Genomic DNA, 16,344 nt, shown 5'->3' on the forward strand with positions numbered 1-16,344 from the left:
CGTCACTTCCTTAACGTGGCGTTCAACCTTTGTTCGAGCGAGGTGAGGATATTTTGTGTCGTGGTATTCACCTCATCGTCATTAAGAGTGCGCGATGGATGCTGCCAGGTCAAGCCAACTGCAAGGCTTTTTCTATGCGGATCAATACCTTTACCCTGATAGACGTCAAATAGCCTGAGGTCTGTCAGCCATTCCCCTGCATTTTCACGGATTACCTCCAGAACGGCAGTGGCGGCCACTTCACGGTCGGCGATCAGGGCCAGGTCACGGCGCACTTCAGGGAAGCGCGACAACTCGCTGAATTTAGGCATCTTGCCAGAGGCCACTTCAGCCAGAACCAGCTCAAACACGAAGACCGGACGGTCGAGACCGAGGGTTTTCGACAGCTCAGGGTGAATGGCACCGACGAAGCCTACCAGGCGACCTTCGCGCTCGATGCGCGCAGTCTGGCCAGGGTGCAATGCAGGATGGCTGCCCGGTACAAAGGTGAAGGCATCCAGAGCACCCGCAAAACCCAGCACCGCTTCCACGTCAGCCTTGACGTCGAAGAAGTCCACAGCGTCGCGACCCTGTGCCCAACCTTCCGGCAGACGGCTGCCGCAAACCACGCCAGCCAGCATCGGCTCTTGCTTCAGGCCGTCCAACTGACCGACGAAGCGCAGGCCGCTTTCGAACATGCGCACACGGTCTTGCTGACGGTTCAGGTTGTGGGAAAGCGCTTTCACCAAACCTGGCCACAGGGACGAACGCATGGCCGCCATGTCGTTGGAGATCGGGTTGGCCAACAGCAGCGGCTCGACGCCTGGGTTGAACAGCTCGAACTGCTTGGGATCGATGAAGCTGTAGGTCACCGCTTCCTGGTAGCCACGGGCAACCAGCAGACGACGCAACTCGGGCAAGTGCGCACGCGCCTCGGCCTTGGGTTGTGGCGCCAGGCGCGCTTGCGGGTAACGAACCGGCAGACGGTTGTAGCCGTAGAGGCGAGCCAATTCTTCGATCAGGTCAACTTCCAGACTGATATCGAAGCGATGGCTTGGCACTTCAACGGTCCACTGCCCTTCCCCGCCTGCGGAAATACCCAGGCCGAGGGCGGACAACAGTTGTTCGATTTCAGCCGGCTCGATCACCAGGCCAAGCATCTGCTCGACACTTTTGGCACGCAGGGTGATCGGCGCAACAGACGGCAGGTACTGCTCGTTCACGGTTTCGGTGATCGGGCCGGCTTCGCCACCGGTGATTTCCAGCAGCAGGCCAGTGGCGCGCTCCATGGCTTCACGCGCCAGCTTCCAGTCCACGCCGCGCTCATAGCGGTGCGATGCATCGGTGTGCAGGCCGTAGGAGCGGGCCTTGCCGGCGATGGCGATCTGGTCGAAGAACGCACTCTCAAGGAATATATCGCGAGTGGTCGCGGACACGCCGCTGTGCTCGCCCCCCATCACGCCGGCAATCGCCAGGGCGCGGGAGTGGTCTGCAATCACCAGGGTATCGGCACGCAGGCTGACTTCCTGGCCATCGAGCAGCACCAGCTTCTCGCCTTCTTCGGCCAGGCGCACGCGGATGCCGCCGTTGATTTCGGCAAGATCAAAAGCGTGCAGCGGCTGGCCCAGCTCCAGCATCACGTAGTTGGTGATATCGACGGCAGCGTCGATGCTGCGCACGTCGGCGCGACGCAAGCGCTCAACCATCCACAGAGGGGTTGGCTTGGACAGGTCGACGTTGCGGATCACGCGACCCAGGTAGCGCGGGCAAGCGTTGGGCGCCAGCACTTCGATCGAGCGTACTTCGTCGTGCACCGCAGGCACGGCGGCGACGACTGGGCGGGTGACCGGGGCGTTATACAGCGCTCCGACTTCACGGGCCAAGCCAGCCAGGGACAGGCAGTCACCGCGGTTCGGGGTCAGGTCGACCTCAATGCTGGCGTCTTCCAGCTCCAGGTAAACACGGATGTCCTGGCCCACTGGCGCATCGGCCGGCAGTTCCATCAGGCCATCGTTGCCCTCGCCTACCTGCAGCTCTGCCTGGGAGCACAGCATGCCGTTGGACTCGACGCCGCGCAGCTTGGCCTTCTTGATCTTGAAGTCGCCCGGCAGCTCGGCACCGATCATGGCGAACGGGATCTTCAGGCCCGGGCGCACATTGGGCGCTCCGCACACGACCTGGAAGGTTTCCGCGCCATTGCTGACCTGGCATACACGCAGCTTGTCGGCGTCAGGGTGCTGCTCGGTGCTCAGCACCTCACCCACCACCACGCCACTGAAGACACCGGCGGCCGGGGTAACGCTATCGACCTCAAGACCGGCCATCGACAGACGAGCAACCAGCTCGTCACGATCTACCTGCGGGCTTACCCAGCCACGCAGCCATTGTTCACTGAATTTCATCCTGCTCTCCTAAAGATTCGTTACGACTAGCGAAATTGCGCGAGGAACCGCAAGTCGTTGTCGAAGAACAGACGCAAGTCGTTCACGCCGTAACGCAGCATGGCCAGACGCTCAACGCCCATGCCGAAGGCAAAGCCCGAGAACTCTTCCGGATCGATGCCGGACATGCGCAGCACGTTAGGGTGAACCATGCCGCAGCCCATCACTTCCAGCCAGCCGGTCTGCTTGCAGACGCGGCAGCCTTTACCGCTGCACATCACACATTCCATGTCGACTTCAGCGGATGGCTCGGTGAACGGGAAGAACGATGGACGGAACCGCACCGCCAGCTCCTTCTCGAAGAACACCCGCAGGAATTCTTCAATGGTGCCTTTGAGGTCGGCGAAGTTGATGTCGCGATCAACCAGCAGGCCTTCGACCTGGTGGAACATCGGCGAGTGGGTGATATCGGAGTCGCTGCGGTACACACGGCCTGGGCAGACAATGCGGATCGGCGGCTTGTTCGCTTCCATGGTGCGGACCTGTACCGGCGAGGTATGGGTGCGCAACAGCATGTTCGCGTTGAAATAGAAGGTGTCGTGCATCGACCGGGCCGGGTGGTGGCCTGGGATGTTGAGCGCCTCGAAGTTGTGATAATCGTCTTCGACCTCAGGGCCTTCGGCAATGCCGTAGCCGATGTGGGTGAAGAACTGCTCGATACGTTCCAGAGTCCGGGTGATCGGATGCAGACCGCCCGAGGCCTGGCCGCGACCAGGCAGGGTTACATCAATGGACTCGGCGGCGAGTTTGGCCGCGAGATCGGCCTCCTCCATGGTCGCCTTGCGCGCATTGAGCACCTCTGTGACACGCTCCTTGGCGACGTTGATCAGCGCACCGACTTGCGGACGCTCTTCAGCCGGCAAATTCCCCAGGGTCTTCATCACCTGAGTCAATTCACCTTTTTTGCCAAGGTAGTGAACCCGGATTTGCTCCAGGGCATTTACATCTTCAGCGCTTTGCACAGCCTCAAGGGCTTGGGCGACGAGCGCGTCCAGGTTTTCCATGTACAGACTCCAGATACAAAATAGGGGAAGAGCTTGAAGGCTCTTCCCCTATTTATGACGTTTAACACCTTGGGCTACAGCGTAACCCAAGGTGACTGTCGGGGGTACTTAAGCCAAGGTGGCTTTAGCTTTCTCGACAATCGCAGCAAACGCCGCTTTTTCGTTCACTGCCAGATCAGCCAGAACCTTACGGTCGATCTCAATGGACGCTTTTTTCAGGCCAGCGATGAAACGGCTGTAGGACAGACCGTTAACACGTGCACCAGCGTTGATACGAGCGATCCACAGAGCGCGGAACTGACGTTTTTTCTGACGACGGTCACGGTAGGCGTATTGGCCTGCCTTGATTACCGCTTGCTTGGCAACACGGAATACGCGTGAACGCGCGCCGTAGTAGCCTTTAGCAAGTTTCAGAATTTTTTTGTGACGTTTACGGGCAATGACGCCACGCTTTACACGAGCCATGAGTTACTTCCTCTATTCTTGATCCAAAAATTAACGAAGGCGCAGCATGCGCTCGACTTTTGCCACGTCAGACGGATGCAGCAAGCTGCTACCGCGCAGTTGACGCTTACGCTTGGTCGACATTTTGGTCAGGATGTGGCTCTTGAAAGCGTGCTTGTGCTTGATACCGTTAGCAGTTTTCAGAAACCGCTTAGCAGCACCACTTTTAGTCTTCATCTTTGGCATGTTCGGATACTCCGCATTCAGTTGATAAACATAATCAGAAGGCCTGCCGTGCCCTGTTGATTACTTCTTCTTTTTCGGGGCGATGACCATAATCAGCTGGCGTCCTTCCATCTTAGGATGCTGCTCGACGGAACCGTACTCCAGCAGGTCAGCTTCAACCCGCTTGAGGAGTTCCATCCCCAGCTCCTGGTGGGCCATCTCACGGCCGCGGAATCGCAAGGATACCTTGGCCCTGTCCCCATCACTCAGGAAACGTACCAGGTTGCGCAGTTTTACCTGGTAATCCCCTTCCTCCGTCCCTGGACGAAACTTGATTTCTTTTACTTGAATCTGCTTCTGGTTCTTCTTCGCCGCAGCAATCTGCTTCTTCTTTTCGAAGATCGACTTGCCGTAGTCCATCACCCGGCAAACAGGCGGGACTGCGTCGGCGGAGATTTCCACCAGGTCCAATTTGGACTCTTCAGCGATACGAAGCGCTTCATCAATCGAGACGATGCCAATCTGCTCGCCGTCAGCGCCAATTAACCGAACCTCGCGTGCCGAGATATTCTCGTTGATCGGGGCTTTCGGTGCAGCTCGTTTATCTTGTCTCATTTCACGCTTAATAATAATTACTCCGAATCTGGGCGACCACGCCGGGAAACCGCTTGCGCGAGGAACTCAGCGAACTGGGCGACGGGCATCGAGCCCAGGTCAGCACCTTCACGAGTACGCACAGCGACAGTCTGCATCTCGACTTCCCGATCTCCGATAACCAAAAGATAGGGAACCTTGAGCAAAGTATGCTCGCGGATTTTAAAGCCGATCTTTTCATTTCTCAAGTCGGACTTGGCACGAAATCCGCTTTCGTTGAGTGTTTTTTCAACTTCAGCGGCAAAATCTGCCTGTTTATCAGTGATATTCATGATCACTGCCTGGGTCGGAGCCAGCCACGCAGGGAATGCACCCTCGTAGTGCTCGATCAGGATCCCGACGAACCGCTCGAACGAGCCGAGGATCGCCCGGTGCAGCATGACCGGGTGTTTACGGCTGTTGTCTTCGGACACGTATTCGGCGCCCAGACGGATCGGCAGGTTAAAATCGAGCTGCAGGGTACCACACTGCCAGACGCGGCCAAGGCAATCTTTCAGTGAGAACTCGATCTTCGGACCGTAGAAAGCGCCCTCGCCCGGCTGCAGATCGTACGCAAGGCCCGCACTGTCGAGCGCAGCGGCCAGTGCAGCTTCGGCGCGATCCCACAGCTCATCGGAACCGACGCGTTTTTCCGGACGAGTGGACAGCTTCATCTCGACGTCGGTAAAGCCGAAATCGCGATAAACGTCCATGGTCAGCTTGATGAACGCGGCGGATTCAGCCTGCATCTGCTCTTCGGTGCAGAAGATGTGGGCGTCGTCCTGGGTAAAGCCACGCACGCGCATGATGCCGTGCAGCGCACCCGATGGCTCGTTACGGTGGCAGGCACCGAACTCGGCCAGGCGCATCGGCAACTCGCGGTAGCTTTTCAGGCCCTGGTTGAACACCTGCACGTGGCAAGGGCAGTTCATCGGCTTGATGGCGTAGTCGCGGTTTTCCGACTGCGTGGTGAACATGTTGTCGGCGTAGTTGGCCCAGTGCCCGGACTTTTCCCAGAGGCTACGGTCAACGACCTGGGGAGTCTTGATCTCCAGGTAACCGTTCTCGCGCTGTACTTTGCGCATGTACTGCTCAAGCACCTGGTACAGGGTCCAGCCATTCGGATGCCAGAACACCATGCCCGGCGCTTCTTCCTGGAGGTGGAACAGGTTCAGGCGCTTGCCGATCTTGCGGTGATCGCGCTTCTCGGCTTCTTCGATGCGCTGGATATAGGCCGCCAGCTGCTTCTTGTCAGCCCAGGCAGTGCCGTAGATCCGTTGCAGTTGCTCGTTCTTCGCGTCGCCACGCCAGTAGGCGCCAGACAGCTTGGTCAGCTTGAACGACTTGAGGAAGCGCGTGTTCGGCACGTGCGGGCCACGGCACATGTCGACGTATTCTTCGTGGTAGTACAGGCCCATGGCCTGCTCGTCCGGCATGTCTTCCACCAGGCGCAGCTTGTAGTCTTCGCCACGGGCGGTGAACACGTCGATCACTTCGGCGCGCGGCGTGACTTTCTTGATCACGTCGTAATCTTTTTCGATCAGCGCATGCATGCGCTGCTCGATGGCAGCAAGGTCGTCCGGAGTGAAAGGACGTTCGTAGGCGATGTCGTAATAGAAGCCTTCTTCAATGACCGGACCGATCACCATCTTCGCCGTTGGGTACAGCTGCTTGACCGCATGGCCAATCAGGTGCGCGCAAGAGTGGCGAATGATCTCCAGCCCCTCTTGATCCTTGGGCGTGATGATTTGCAGGCTGGCATCGCGAGTGATCAGGTCGCTGGCGTCGACGAGCTTGCCGTCAACCTTGCCGGCCACGGTGGCCTTGGCCAGGCCAGCACCAATGGATGCGGCGACCTCGGCTACGGAAACCGAATGATCGAATGAACGTTGACTGCCGTCGGGAAGAGTAATAGTTGGCATGGCGCCTCCTCTCCTAGTGGTGACCCCTACCAAAGGTCACGTGGGTTGGGATGAGCCAGTACAAGATCCAACACCAGGCCGCTCAGTAATGAACGCCTGCCTTACAGCGGCAGGAGCCTTTCGGCCAACCGATAATCGAACCAGAGTGACTGGAGTGAGCTAAAAAGAATATGGCAAGGCGGCAATTGGCGCGCCTGGAAATAGCCAAGCGCAAGATCCTAGCACAGATGAACGGTCATCGCGGCGCTGCTATCTTGCGTAACGACAAAATCCGGCCTTTATAGCTGCAAAAGTGAACTTGAGCTGTACGCACTACCTCAAACCCACTGAGAATCGCCGTTCGTCCTCGACCCAAAGGAGCATCCTCATGATGCGTTTTACCTCTACTCTCGCTCTCGCCGCTTCCCTGACTGTTCTTTCCCTTGGCGCGCACGCAGCAGCCCCGTCCAACTGGCCAGCCGGTGCTCGCGATAGCTTCGTCAGCGATTGCAGCGCAGCTGCCAGCCAGAACGTAGACGTCAAAACTGCCAAAGCCCACTGCGAATGTGGCGCCGACAAGATCAACGCCGAATTGAGCACTGCCGAAATCAAGGAACTGATGACCAATCAGAACGCCAGCCCGGAGCTTAAAAACAAAGCGGTCGCGGCTATTTCGTCCTGCAAAGTGGTGAAGAAAAAGTAAGATTTGCGGCTGATCACACAGCTGTTTTGCCGAAAAAATGGCCCGAAAACTGCCATTTCGCACAAATTACACAGCTTTTACGGCTTTTTTTACTAGCTGATATTTCGAGCCAAAGCCCCGTAATTCGGGGCTTTCAGCCGACCAAAGCACTTAATGCGACGCTATTGATTAGCAAACAATGCCTTGGGGGGGCTCCCAAGTCGAACATTTCGACTATGATAGCCCGGTGTGCCCAGTTGGCCTGAGCAGCACAGCACTACTGAAAATATATGTTTCTTGGAGATACACCATGTCTAATCGCCAAACCGGCACCGTTAAATGGTTCAACGATGAAAAAGGCTTCGGCTTCATCACTCCTCAAGGTGGCGGTGACGACCTGTTCGTACACTTCAAAGCTATCGAAAGCGACGGTTTCAAAAGCCTGAAAGAAGGCCAAACCGTTTCCTTCGTGGCTGAGAAAGGCCAAAAGGGTATGCAAGCTGCACAGGTTCGCGGCGAGTAATTCTCCGCTGAGCTAAAAAAACCCCGTCCATGTGACGGGGTTTTTTATGGGCGCGGCTAAAGCCTGGAGCGGTTTACCCGCAATTGACCCGCGTGATCACCAGGTTATCGTCGGTGTTCAGATTCAAGCGGTCGGAGCGGTACTCCAGCGTGATCATATCGTTAGGCTTGAGGATGCGTGCGTTCTGGGCACCGGCACGGGTACGGGCCTGCTCCAGCAACTGGGGCGAGGCTTTCTGGCCGATGGTGAATTCGGCGGCCTTCGACTCACAGCGGCTATGACCGGCATCGGCCACGGCGTCTTTGGCTGGCTCAGAGGCGCCCTGGGTGCTGCAACCCGCCAACGCGAGCGCTGCCAACAAAGTACCGAATGATGCGAGCTTCCAAGGCATGAAGCCTCCTATGATAAAAAATGGACAGAGATCGTGCGACAGCGATTGGGCGGATTGGTTTCAAGACGTAAACCGCCGCTGGGCAAGTCTGCCTGACTCTGGGCAGGCATTCGCCCGGTCAATCGTGACCAGATATGAATGTGTTCAGTAGATGTCGATGTAGTCGAACGCCGGCTTCGGCCAGTTTTCCTTCAGCGCATTGAAAATCTGCGTCACCCAGACTTCATCGCTGGCGGCCACATTACCTACGTATCCAGAGCCTTTTGCCCAGGTCTCCAGGCGGAACAGCAGCCCGTCGATATCCACACCACCTACCACCCTCCCAGAGGAGATATAGGCGATTCCGGCCTTGGTCACGCGCAACTGGGTATGTTCGTCGTCGCTGGCACTGGCGAGCAGCAGGCGCACATTTCCCAATGTCAGGTTCTCGGGATTGTTCAAATCGATCTGCACGTGGTGTCCCCGGCAATTAAACAGGCGAACAGTGTCGCACAGCGTCGCCGTCATTCCGAATCGCCTCATGCCTAAGTATCAGTGCCAAACGCGGTACAAAATGGTTAACTGGCCCGGTAAGAACCGCGTTCCAGCGCATTGCCCAGTACTCTCAACCCCGCGAGACAGTCATGACCACCGTAACGCTCCAAGCCGACATCAAAGCCAAGTGGCCACAAGGACAAAGCTCCTACAGTCCTGGCAGCCCAGAGGAATTGGCAATCATTGGTATCGACCTACTGGTCAAGGAACTGGGCACGCAGGCGGCGCAAGCGTTTATCGGCCAGATATTCGAAAAGTATCCGGCCGATCACATGGGGGCACACGACCCCGAGCGCGAATAAGAACCGGCCAGCGAACGCCGACCGGTCAACCCCTTACTTCAGGCGCGCCAGGCGCTCAGTCAACAAATCGAAGAAGCCCTGCGCGTCGCCATTCTCAACCCAGAACACATTCTTGTCCTGCTTCAGGCCGTCGTACCAATCGACGATGGTCTGGCCGAAGGTCGGGCCTTCACGGCTATCCACCACCATATTGGCCTGACGACCACTGAACAGCGAAGGCTTGAGCAGGTAGGCGATAACGGTAGCGTCATGCACCGGGCCGCCAGGAATGCCGTAGTGCTCCATGTCGCCCTTGACGTATTCGTTAAGAATATCGCCCACCACCTTGCTCGCGTTGTTCTTGATGTCGGCGATCTTTTTCAAGCGTGCTTCGCTGGTCAGTACCTTGTGGGTCACGTCCAGCGGCAGATAGGTCAGCTTTACGCCGCTCTTGAGCACAATCTCGGCTGCAACCGGGTCGGCGAACAGGTTGAACTCCGCCACCGGGGTGATATTGCCGCCATTGAAGTGCGCACCGCCCATCACCACCACTTCCTTGATGCCTTGGGTGATTTCCGGCGCCTGGGTCAATGCCAGCGCCAGGTTGGTCTGCGGGCCAAGCATGGCGATGGTGATACTGTGAGGCTTGGCGGTGCTGAGGGTCTTGATCAGGTAATCAACGGCATTGCCGTCCGCCAGGCCCTTTTTGGGCTCATGCACGGTGACACCGGAAATACCTTCCTTGCCATGGATGTTCTCGGCGTAGATCGGTTTGCGCAGAAGAGGTGCCGGCGCACCGGCGTACACCGGGATTTCTTCCCGCCCTGCCCACTCACGGGCCAGCCGGGCGTTACGGGAGGTCTTGTCCAGGCGAACGTTGCCGGCGACGGTGGTCAGCGCGCGGATGTTCAGCTCATCCGGAGAGGCCATGGCGAACAGCAAGGCCACCACGTCATCAGCGCCGGGGTCGGTGTCGATGATCAGATCGATCTTTTCCGCCGCCTGGGCGCTTGCAGCAGTGAGTGCGGACAAAAGCAGAACACTCCGGAACAGGTTTTTCAGGGTTGGAAGACTACATTGCATAAAACACTCCTTGTCGTTGAGAACGCTAGAACGTTACGCCGGACACCAGCGCGATATTGCAGTAAGGCTGGCATTCGCCAGTGCGCACCACGGCGCGTGCCTTGCGGCTGAGCTGTTTGAATTCTTCATGGCTGACCAGGCGCCGCTCACCGAGGGCGGTCTGTTCTGTGAGTGCGTTGAGTTCAGCCAGTGCCGGCGGTTGCTTGAGCAGGATTTCTTCGGCCAACACATGGCTCTCCACTTGCATTTCACTGAGCACGATACGCAAGGTGCTGATGAAATCCGGGATGCCCTGGGTCAACGCCAGGTCAATCAGCTCGACGCCCGGCGGCACCGGCAGGCCGGCATCACCGATCACCAGGATGTCGCCGTGCCCCAGAGAGGCGATCACGCGCGACAGGGCGATATTGAGCAGAGGTGTCTTTTTCATGAGGGCACAAAACCTTGTACGTCGTGCAGCGTTGGAATAGAGGGCTGCGCACCGGCACGGGTGACCGACAGTGCCGCCGCGACCTGGCCAAAACGGATGGCCTCGGCCTCGCTTTTGCCGTTGGCCAACGCCGCGGCAAAGCCACCAACAAAGGTGTCCCCCGCTGCCGTGGTGTCGACTGCCTTGACCTTCGGCGCCTGCAAATGCTCAAAGCGCTGGCCGTCGGTAAACAACGCGCCCTGAGCCCCCAGCGTGACGATGACTTTGCCGGCGCCCGCCTGAATCAATTGGGTCGCAGCCACTTTGGCAGCGTCAATCGAATCGACTGTCACGCCGCTGAGTGCGGAGGCCTCACTTTCATTGGGGATCAAATAGTCGATCGATGCATACCACTCAGCCGGTAATGGACCGCTGGCGGGAGCCGGGTTGAGGATCACCGTCTTACCCAGCTCACGGCCGCGCTTGAGCGCATAGCCCACCGTATTCATCGGGACTTCCAGCTGGCAGACGATCACGTCAGCCGCCTGCAATACTGCGTCGAACGCCTGCAACGACGCAGGCGTCAGTTCGCCGTTACTGCCCGCCACGATCACAATCGCGTTCTGGCTGCTGTCATCGACCACGATCAGCGCCACGCCACTGGAGCCGTCCACGGTGCTGACGGCCTGGCAATCGATGCCTTCCACCAGCAATGCCTCGCGCAACTGACTGCCATAGGCATCGCTGCCAACGCAGCCAATCATTGAAACATCGGCCCCCAAGCGTGCCGAAGCTACAGCCTGGTTCGCGCCCTTACCGCCAGGCACCGTGGAAAACGTTTGGCCGATCAGCGTTTCACCGGCACGCGGCAGCCGGCTGGCGCGGGTCACCAGGTCCATGTTCAAGCTGCCTACTACCACTACTTTTGCTGGCATACATCAGTACTCATCAATTCGGTTCAGCGGTATTGGGCAAATGTACCGGCGACGGGCGCCGTCGACTCGCGCAACACAATGCTCGGCGTCACGATACGTTGATCGATCGGCATGTGGGGTGTTGCAATTCTTCGCAGCAAGAGTTCGGCCGCCGTCTCGCCGAGTTGCACGATCGATTGCCCGACCGTGGTCAACGCCGGGTAGACATAACGGCCCATTTGAATGTCATCAAAACCGATCACCGACAGCTCGCCCGGCACGCGGATGTTACGCTCCGCTGCTGCGCGCAACACGCCGAAACCAATCATATCGTTGCTGGCAAAAATCGCGCTGGGCGGATTTTCCGTCAACAATTGCACGGCGGCGGTATAACCGCCCGTGCTGGTGAAGTCACTTTCCTGGGTGCGATTGGCTGCCACCGTTACGCCTGCCTCTCGCAGCGCACGGTGATAGCCCGCCAAGCGCATTTGCGCGACACGGGTATGGGCAGGTCCGCCGATGCAGGCGATGTCTCGATGGCCCAGTTCGAGCAAGTGTCGGGTCGCCAGGTAGGCGCCCTCCTCGTGGTCAATACGCACCAAATCCACGTCGATGCCATCCAGCGCCCGGTCGACAATCACCATGGGCGTACGTACCGCGCTCAATCCAGCGGCAAGGCCGCTGTCATCGCCGCCCACCGAAGTTACGATCAAGCCGTCGATGCGTTTTTCCAGCAACACGCGCAAATAGTTGCGCTGCTTTTCGGCATTGTCGTCGGAGTTGCACAGGATCACGCAATAGCCGTTACGCTCGCAGTAATCCTCGATGCCCCTGGCCAACTCGGCAAAATACGGGTTGAGGCTGTTGGGCACCAACAAACCGATGGTGGCTGTGGTCTTGGCCTTGAGCGAACGCGCGACGGCACTGGGCACGTAGTCGAGCTGTTTGATCGCCGCTTCGACCTTGATGCGCACCGGCTCACTGACCGGGCGCGTCTTGTTCACCACATGAGACACCGTCGTGTAGGAAATACCTGCAAGCGCTGCCACATCCTTGATCGTTGCCATGGTTCAGCCTCGCCGACTGGCGCGCTGACTGCGGTAGGTATCGAGGACCACGGCAATCACGATCACGGCACCGGTAATGATGCGCTTCGTGGGTTCCGTGGCGCCGATCTGCGCCAGGCCTGCCGCCAATACCGAAATAATCAATACACCAAAAAAGGTACTGATCACCGAACCGCGCCCGCCCATCAGGCTGGTACCGCCGATCACCACCGCCGCGATCACTTGCAGCTCAAGGCCGGAGCCGGCATTCGGGTCCGCCGCTTCCAGGCGCGAGATCTGGAACAGCGCAGCCACACCTGCCAACAGGCCCATGAGGCTGAAGACCAGGATCTTGTAGGGCTTGGGATTGATCCCCGCCAGGCGTACGGCCTCTTCGTTGGTGCCGATACCGATCAGGTAACGACCAAATACGGTGCGCGTTAGTACAAGCTGTGCGGCGATGATCACCAGCAAGGCGATGATGAACGACGGCGAAATACCAAAGGCAATCGGATTGGACAGCCAGGCAAACGAATCACCAATGTAGGCAGTGCGCGAGCCGGTCATCTGGTACGCGACGCCACGGGCCATCTCCAGCACGCCGAGGGACACGATAAACGACGGAATGCGCCAGGCCACGGTGATCGAGCCGGTGATGGTACCGGCCAAGGCTGCACAGCCCATACCCAGCACGGCAGCCGGCAACACACTCCAGCCCCAGCCGAGGATCGCCACGCTGACGGCCGACGCCGCCAGTGCCAGTACCGACCCCACCGATAGGTCAATGCCGCCGATGATGAGGATGAAGGTCATGCCCACCGCCAGTACCATCAAGTCTGGAATCTGGTTGGCCAGGGTGCTGAAGGTGTCATAGGACAGGAAGTGGTCGCTGAGCACCGAGAACAGAGCGATCATCGCCAGCAAGGCGCCCGCCAGGCCCAGGTAGGTGCCGAGGCCGTAGAAGTTGCCGCCAGTCTTGCCGGGGGAAGTTGTGGTTTTCATGGGGTATCCCTAAGCACTGCATCGTTGAGCAGCGCATCACGTTTCTGATAGCCGGCAAAGGCGGCGGCGAGCAATTCGTCCTGGGTCCAGCTGTCGCGCTCGAAGGTCTCGATCAAGCGACCGGCGGACAACACGCCGATGCGGTCGCAGATCAGCATGAGTTCACGCAGATCACTGGACACCACCACCAGCGCTTTGCCCTGGCGGGTCAATTCGCCAAGCAAGGCATAAATATCGAATTTGGCACCGACGTCGATGCCACGGGTCGGCTCATCGAACAGCATTACCGAGCAATCGCGCTCCAGCCAGCGGCCGATCACCACTTTCTGCTGGTTACCGCCGGACAGCTCGGAGACCAACTGCGCCGGGCTGGAACTGCGGATGCGCATGGCGTCGATCTGACGCTTGGCCAAGGCGGTTTCGTCGCGGCTGTTGACTACGCCCCCGCCAGAGATCTCCGGCATGTTGCCCAAGGCAATGTTGGCACTGATGGACTGGGTCAGCAGTAAGCCTTCCCCCTTGCGGTCTTCGGTGATCAGGGCAATGCCATGACCTACCGCGTCCACGGGCGAGCGGATGCTCACGACCTGGGCCGGCGAACCGAGCGCCACAGTGCCGCTGTCGGCCAGGTCGGCGCCGAAGATCAGGCGCAACAATTCAGTCCGCCCCGCGCCGATCAGGCCGGAGATACCGTAGATTTCGCCTGCGCGTACTTCGAAGGACACGTCGCGGACCTTGTCCGAGCGGGTCAAGCCTTTCACCGTCAGGGCCGAGCCGCCGATGGTGCGTGGGCCCAGGTCAATGTGCTCGCCCAGCTCACGCCCCACCATCAGGGTGACCAGTTGCTCGCTGTTGTAGTTGGCCATCGGCTCGACACAGACCAGCTTGCCGTCGCGCAACACCGCAATGCGCTGGGCCACACGCGCCAGCTCTTCCAGCCGGTGTGAAATGTAGATAATCGCCACGCCCCGGGCCTGCAGGCGGGTGATTTGCTCAAAAAGCATCTCGACTTCGCGGGCAGTGAGCATGGCCGTGGGTTCGTCGAGGATCAGTACATGGCAGTCGCCGATCAGGTTGCGGGCGATTTCGACCATCTGCTGATGGCCAATCCCCAAGCTGCCGACCAGTGTATCCGGGTCGATAGCATCCAGGCCGACCTGGGCCATGGCCTCGATCGCAGCCTTGCGCAGTTGCTTGCGGCTGATCCAGCCACAATGGCTGGGCAGGTTATCCAGGAACAGGTTTTCGGCGACAGTCAGGGTCGGCAGCAGGTTGAGCTCCTGCATGACCATGCGCACGCCCAGCTCTTCGGCCTGGGTGCGGCTGCCAGGGCGGAAATCCTGGCCATTGAACTGCATGTGCCCGGTGGTCGGTGTGACCAGCCCGCCGATGATCTTCGACAAGGTGCTTTTGCCTGCGCCGTTCTCACCGGTCAGCGCCAACACTTCCCCGCGATTGAGCGTCAGGGTGATGTCGGACAGAACCGGCTGGGCATAGGTCTTGCCGATACCGCTGACCGAGAGGACAGCGTTCGGGGCGGAAGATGACATAGGAAAATCTCCAGGCGCCCGCTCAGGACGAGCGGGCGCTGTTGGGTACTGCCAGGATTACTTCTTGAGGACGAGTTCGACCGGGGTTTCGATCACGCCGTCTTTGGAGTCGACTTTCTCACCCTTGACCAGCTTGAGCGCGTTCTGGATACCGAACACAGCTTGCTGGGCAGCTGCCTGGTCAGCGGTGGCGAGCACACGACCGTCTTGCAGCATCGGCTTGATGGCCTCGATGTTGTCGTAGCCGACCACCAGTACTTTGCCGGCCTTGCCTGCCGCTCGCACAGCGGAGACGGCGCCCAGCGCCATGTTGTCGTTACCGGCCAACAGCGCCTTGAGGTCCGGGTATTCACTCAGCATGGCGGAGGCGACCTTCTGGCCCTGGTCAATTTCCCAGTTGCCGGATTGAGTGGAAACGATCTTCATGCCTGCAGCGTCCATCGCATCCTTGTAGCCTGCGGTGCGCTGCTGGGCGTTGGTGGTCGTCGGCACACCTTCGATGATGCCAACCTTGTCACCCGAAGCCAGTTGCTTGGCCAGGTAATCGCCCACCAGCTTTGAGCCCTTGCGGTTGTCCGGACCTACGAACGGGATATCGAGATTCTTGCTTTTGAGCACGTCCGGGTCCAGGCGGTTGTCGATGTTGACGACTTTGATACCCGCATCGGACGCCTTCTTCAGCACGGTGACCAGCGCCTTGGAGTCAGCGGGTGCGATGACGATCGCGTTGACCTTGGCGAGGATCATCTGGTTGACGATATCGATCTGCGCGCTGGTGTCGGTTTCGTTCTTGATCCCGTTGGTGATCATGTCGAAATCGGCGGCGTGTTCTTTCTGGTACGTCTTGGCTCCGTCTTGCATGGTGACAAAGAATTCATTGGCGAGGGATTTCATGACCAGGCCGACCTTGGGTTTGGCGGCGTCATCAGCGAATGCAGAGGAGAGAGGCAGGGCAGCGGATGCGGCGGCAAGCACAGCGACAGCAAGAAGACGTCCAGCGAATGGCAGCTTCATGGGTTCACTCCGATCTTATGATTATTGTGAGCAACGCTTGCACCGAAGGGCACTTCGGCAGCCTTCCCACCCGGGTGGCTGAAACGAGCTGTCACGATACTCCAGGAGTGTTCCGTGAAACATCTCGCAAACGTTTGCGTTGTTCAAACTATGAGAACCTTGTCGAGATTTGTCAACGGTTGAAAATAGCCTTTCATCTCACCCTTCCCTCGCGATAGACAACCACGTCTGTAAACATAGCGCGCGCTTGATCGTTCTCTAAAACGACAGACTGTGCTGCGTCACGCC

Annotated in this window: 18 protein-coding genes; 3 read left to right on the top strand and 15 right to left on the bottom strand. The window is 58.7% G+C overall.

Annotated elements, in window-relative coordinates:
• Positions 1-2 precede the first annotated feature (2 nt).
• The 6 genes from pheT to thrS form a co-directional block, all read right to left on the bottom strand.
• The gene (pheT, locus tag PF1751_RS18360) at positions 3-2,381 is read right to left on the bottom strand and encodes a phenylalanine--tRNA ligase subunit beta (protein ID WP_010209125.1); all 2,379 of its coding nucleotides are present in this window, start codon (positions 2,379-2,381) and stop codon (positions 3-5) included.
• A gap of 26 nt (positions 2,382-2,407) precedes the next feature.
• Complete coding sequence (gene pheS / locus PF1751_RS18365; protein WP_010209123.1) at positions 2,408-3,424, bottom strand: phenylalanine--tRNA ligase subunit alpha; 1,017 nt, start codon at positions 3,422-3,424, stop codon at positions 2,408-2,410.
• A 108-nt stretch (positions 3,425-3,532) separates the two neighbouring features.
• Positions 3,533-3,889, bottom strand: coding sequence for a 50S ribosomal protein L20 (gene rplT / locus PF1751_RS18370; protein WP_002553161.1), 357 nt, complete (start codon positions 3,887-3,889; stop codon positions 3,533-3,535).
• Positions 3,890-3,919: 30 nt separating this feature from the next.
• Entirely contained in the window at positions 3,920-4,114 is a 195-nt protein-coding gene (gene rpmI / locus PF1751_RS18375; protein WP_002553160.1) for a 50S ribosomal protein L35, read from the bottom strand.
• 60 nt (positions 4,115-4,174) lie between these two features.
• Positions 4,175-4,726, bottom strand: a complete 552-nt coding sequence (gene infC, locus PF1751_RS18380; RefSeq protein WP_169850653.1) for a translation initiation factor IF-3 — start codon at positions 4,724-4,726, stop codon at positions 4,175-4,177.
• Positions 4,726-6,648 (bottom strand): threonine--tRNA ligase, encoded by a 1,923-nt coding sequence (gene thrS, locus PF1751_RS18385; RefSeq protein ID WP_010209120.1) that lies wholly within the window; start codon positions 6,646-6,648, stop codon positions 4,726-4,728. The genes infC and thrS overlap by 1 nt, the downstream gene beginning before the upstream one ends.
• A 367-nt stretch (positions 6,649-7,015) precedes the next feature.
• On the opposite strand from thrS, the gene PF1751_RS18390 reads away from it, so the two are divergent.
• Positions 7,016-7,330, top strand: a complete 315-nt coding sequence (locus PF1751_RS18390) for a hypothetical protein (RefSeq protein ID WP_010209119.1) — start codon at positions 7,016-7,018, stop codon at positions 7,328-7,330.
• A 289-nt stretch (positions 7,331-7,619) separates the two neighbouring features.
• The gene (locus tag PF1751_RS18395; RefSeq protein ID WP_003234260.1) at positions 7,620-7,832 is read left to right on the top strand and encodes a cold-shock protein; all 213 of its coding nucleotides are present in this window, start codon (positions 7,620-7,622) and stop codon (positions 7,830-7,832) included.
• Between the two features lie 73 nt (positions 7,833-7,905).
• On the opposite strand, the gene PF1751_RS18400 is transcribed toward PF1751_RS18395, so the two are convergent.
• The gene (locus PF1751_RS18400) at positions 7,906-8,223 is read right to left on the bottom strand and encodes an I78 family peptidase inhibitor (protein WP_010209117.1); all 318 of its coding nucleotides are present in this window, start codon (positions 8,221-8,223) and stop codon (positions 7,906-7,908) included.
• Between the two features lie 144 nt (positions 8,224-8,367).
• Complete coding sequence (locus tag PF1751_RS18405; protein ID WP_029529088.1) at positions 8,368-8,676, bottom strand: hypothetical protein; 309 nt, start codon at positions 8,674-8,676, stop codon at positions 8,368-8,370.
• A 170-nt stretch (positions 8,677-8,846) separates the two neighbouring features.
• Between PF1751_RS18405 and PF1751_RS18410 the strand changes: the two genes are divergently transcribed.
• On the top strand, positions 8,847-9,059 hold the full coding sequence (locus tag PF1751_RS18410) for a hypothetical protein (protein WP_010209115.1): 213 nt from the start codon (positions 8,847-8,849) through the stop codon (positions 9,057-9,059).
• Positions 9,060-9,092: 33 nt separating this feature from the next.
• Here PF1751_RS18410 and PF1751_RS18415 read toward each other — a convergent pair whose 3' ends face one another.
• The 7 genes from PF1751_RS18415 to PF1751_RS18445 are packed head-to-tail and all read right to left on the bottom strand — an operon-like array spanning position 9,093 to position 16,056.
• Entirely contained in the window at positions 9,093-10,121 is a 1,029-nt protein-coding gene (locus tag PF1751_RS18415; protein ID WP_021491189.1) for a nucleoside hydrolase, read from the bottom strand.
• A gap of 25 nt (positions 10,122-10,146) precedes the next feature.
• Positions 10,147-10,551, bottom strand: coding sequence for a D-ribose pyranase (gene rbsD / locus PF1751_RS18420; protein ID WP_010209113.1), 405 nt, complete (start codon positions 10,549-10,551; stop codon positions 10,147-10,149).
• On the bottom strand, positions 10,548-11,465 hold the full coding sequence (rbsK, locus tag PF1751_RS18425; protein WP_010209111.1) for a ribokinase: 918 nt from the start codon (positions 11,463-11,465) through the stop codon (positions 10,548-10,550). Before rbsK ends, rbsD begins: the two co-directional genes overlap by 4 nt.
• Positions 11,466-11,488: 23 nt before the next feature.
• On the bottom strand, positions 11,489-12,511 hold the full coding sequence (locus tag PF1751_RS18430) for a LacI family DNA-binding transcriptional regulator (RefSeq protein WP_010209108.1): 1,023 nt from the start codon (positions 12,509-12,511) through the stop codon (positions 11,489-11,491).
• A gap of 3 nt (positions 12,512-12,514) precedes the next feature.
• Positions 12,515-13,492, bottom strand: a complete 978-nt coding sequence (locus PF1751_RS18435; protein ID WP_010209107.1) for an ABC transporter permease — start codon at positions 13,490-13,492, stop codon at positions 12,515-12,517.
• Positions 13,489-15,042, bottom strand: coding sequence for a sugar ABC transporter ATP-binding protein (locus PF1751_RS18440; protein WP_044287546.1), 1,554 nt, complete (start codon positions 15,040-15,042; stop codon positions 13,489-13,491). The genes PF1751_RS18435 and PF1751_RS18440 overlap by 4 nt, the downstream gene beginning before the upstream one ends.
• A gap of 57 nt (positions 15,043-15,099) precedes the next feature.
• The gene (locus PF1751_RS18445; protein ID WP_010209103.1) at positions 15,100-16,056 is read right to left on the bottom strand and encodes a sugar ABC transporter substrate-binding protein; all 957 of its coding nucleotides are present in this window, start codon (positions 16,054-16,056) and stop codon (positions 15,100-15,102) included.
• Between the last annotated feature and the right edge of the window lie 288 nt (positions 16,057-16,344).

This window comes from Pseudomonas simiae, assembly GCF_000934565.1.
GTDB lineage: Bacteria > Pseudomonadota > Gammaproteobacteria > Pseudomonadales > Pseudomonadaceae > Aquipseudomonas > Aquipseudomonas simiae.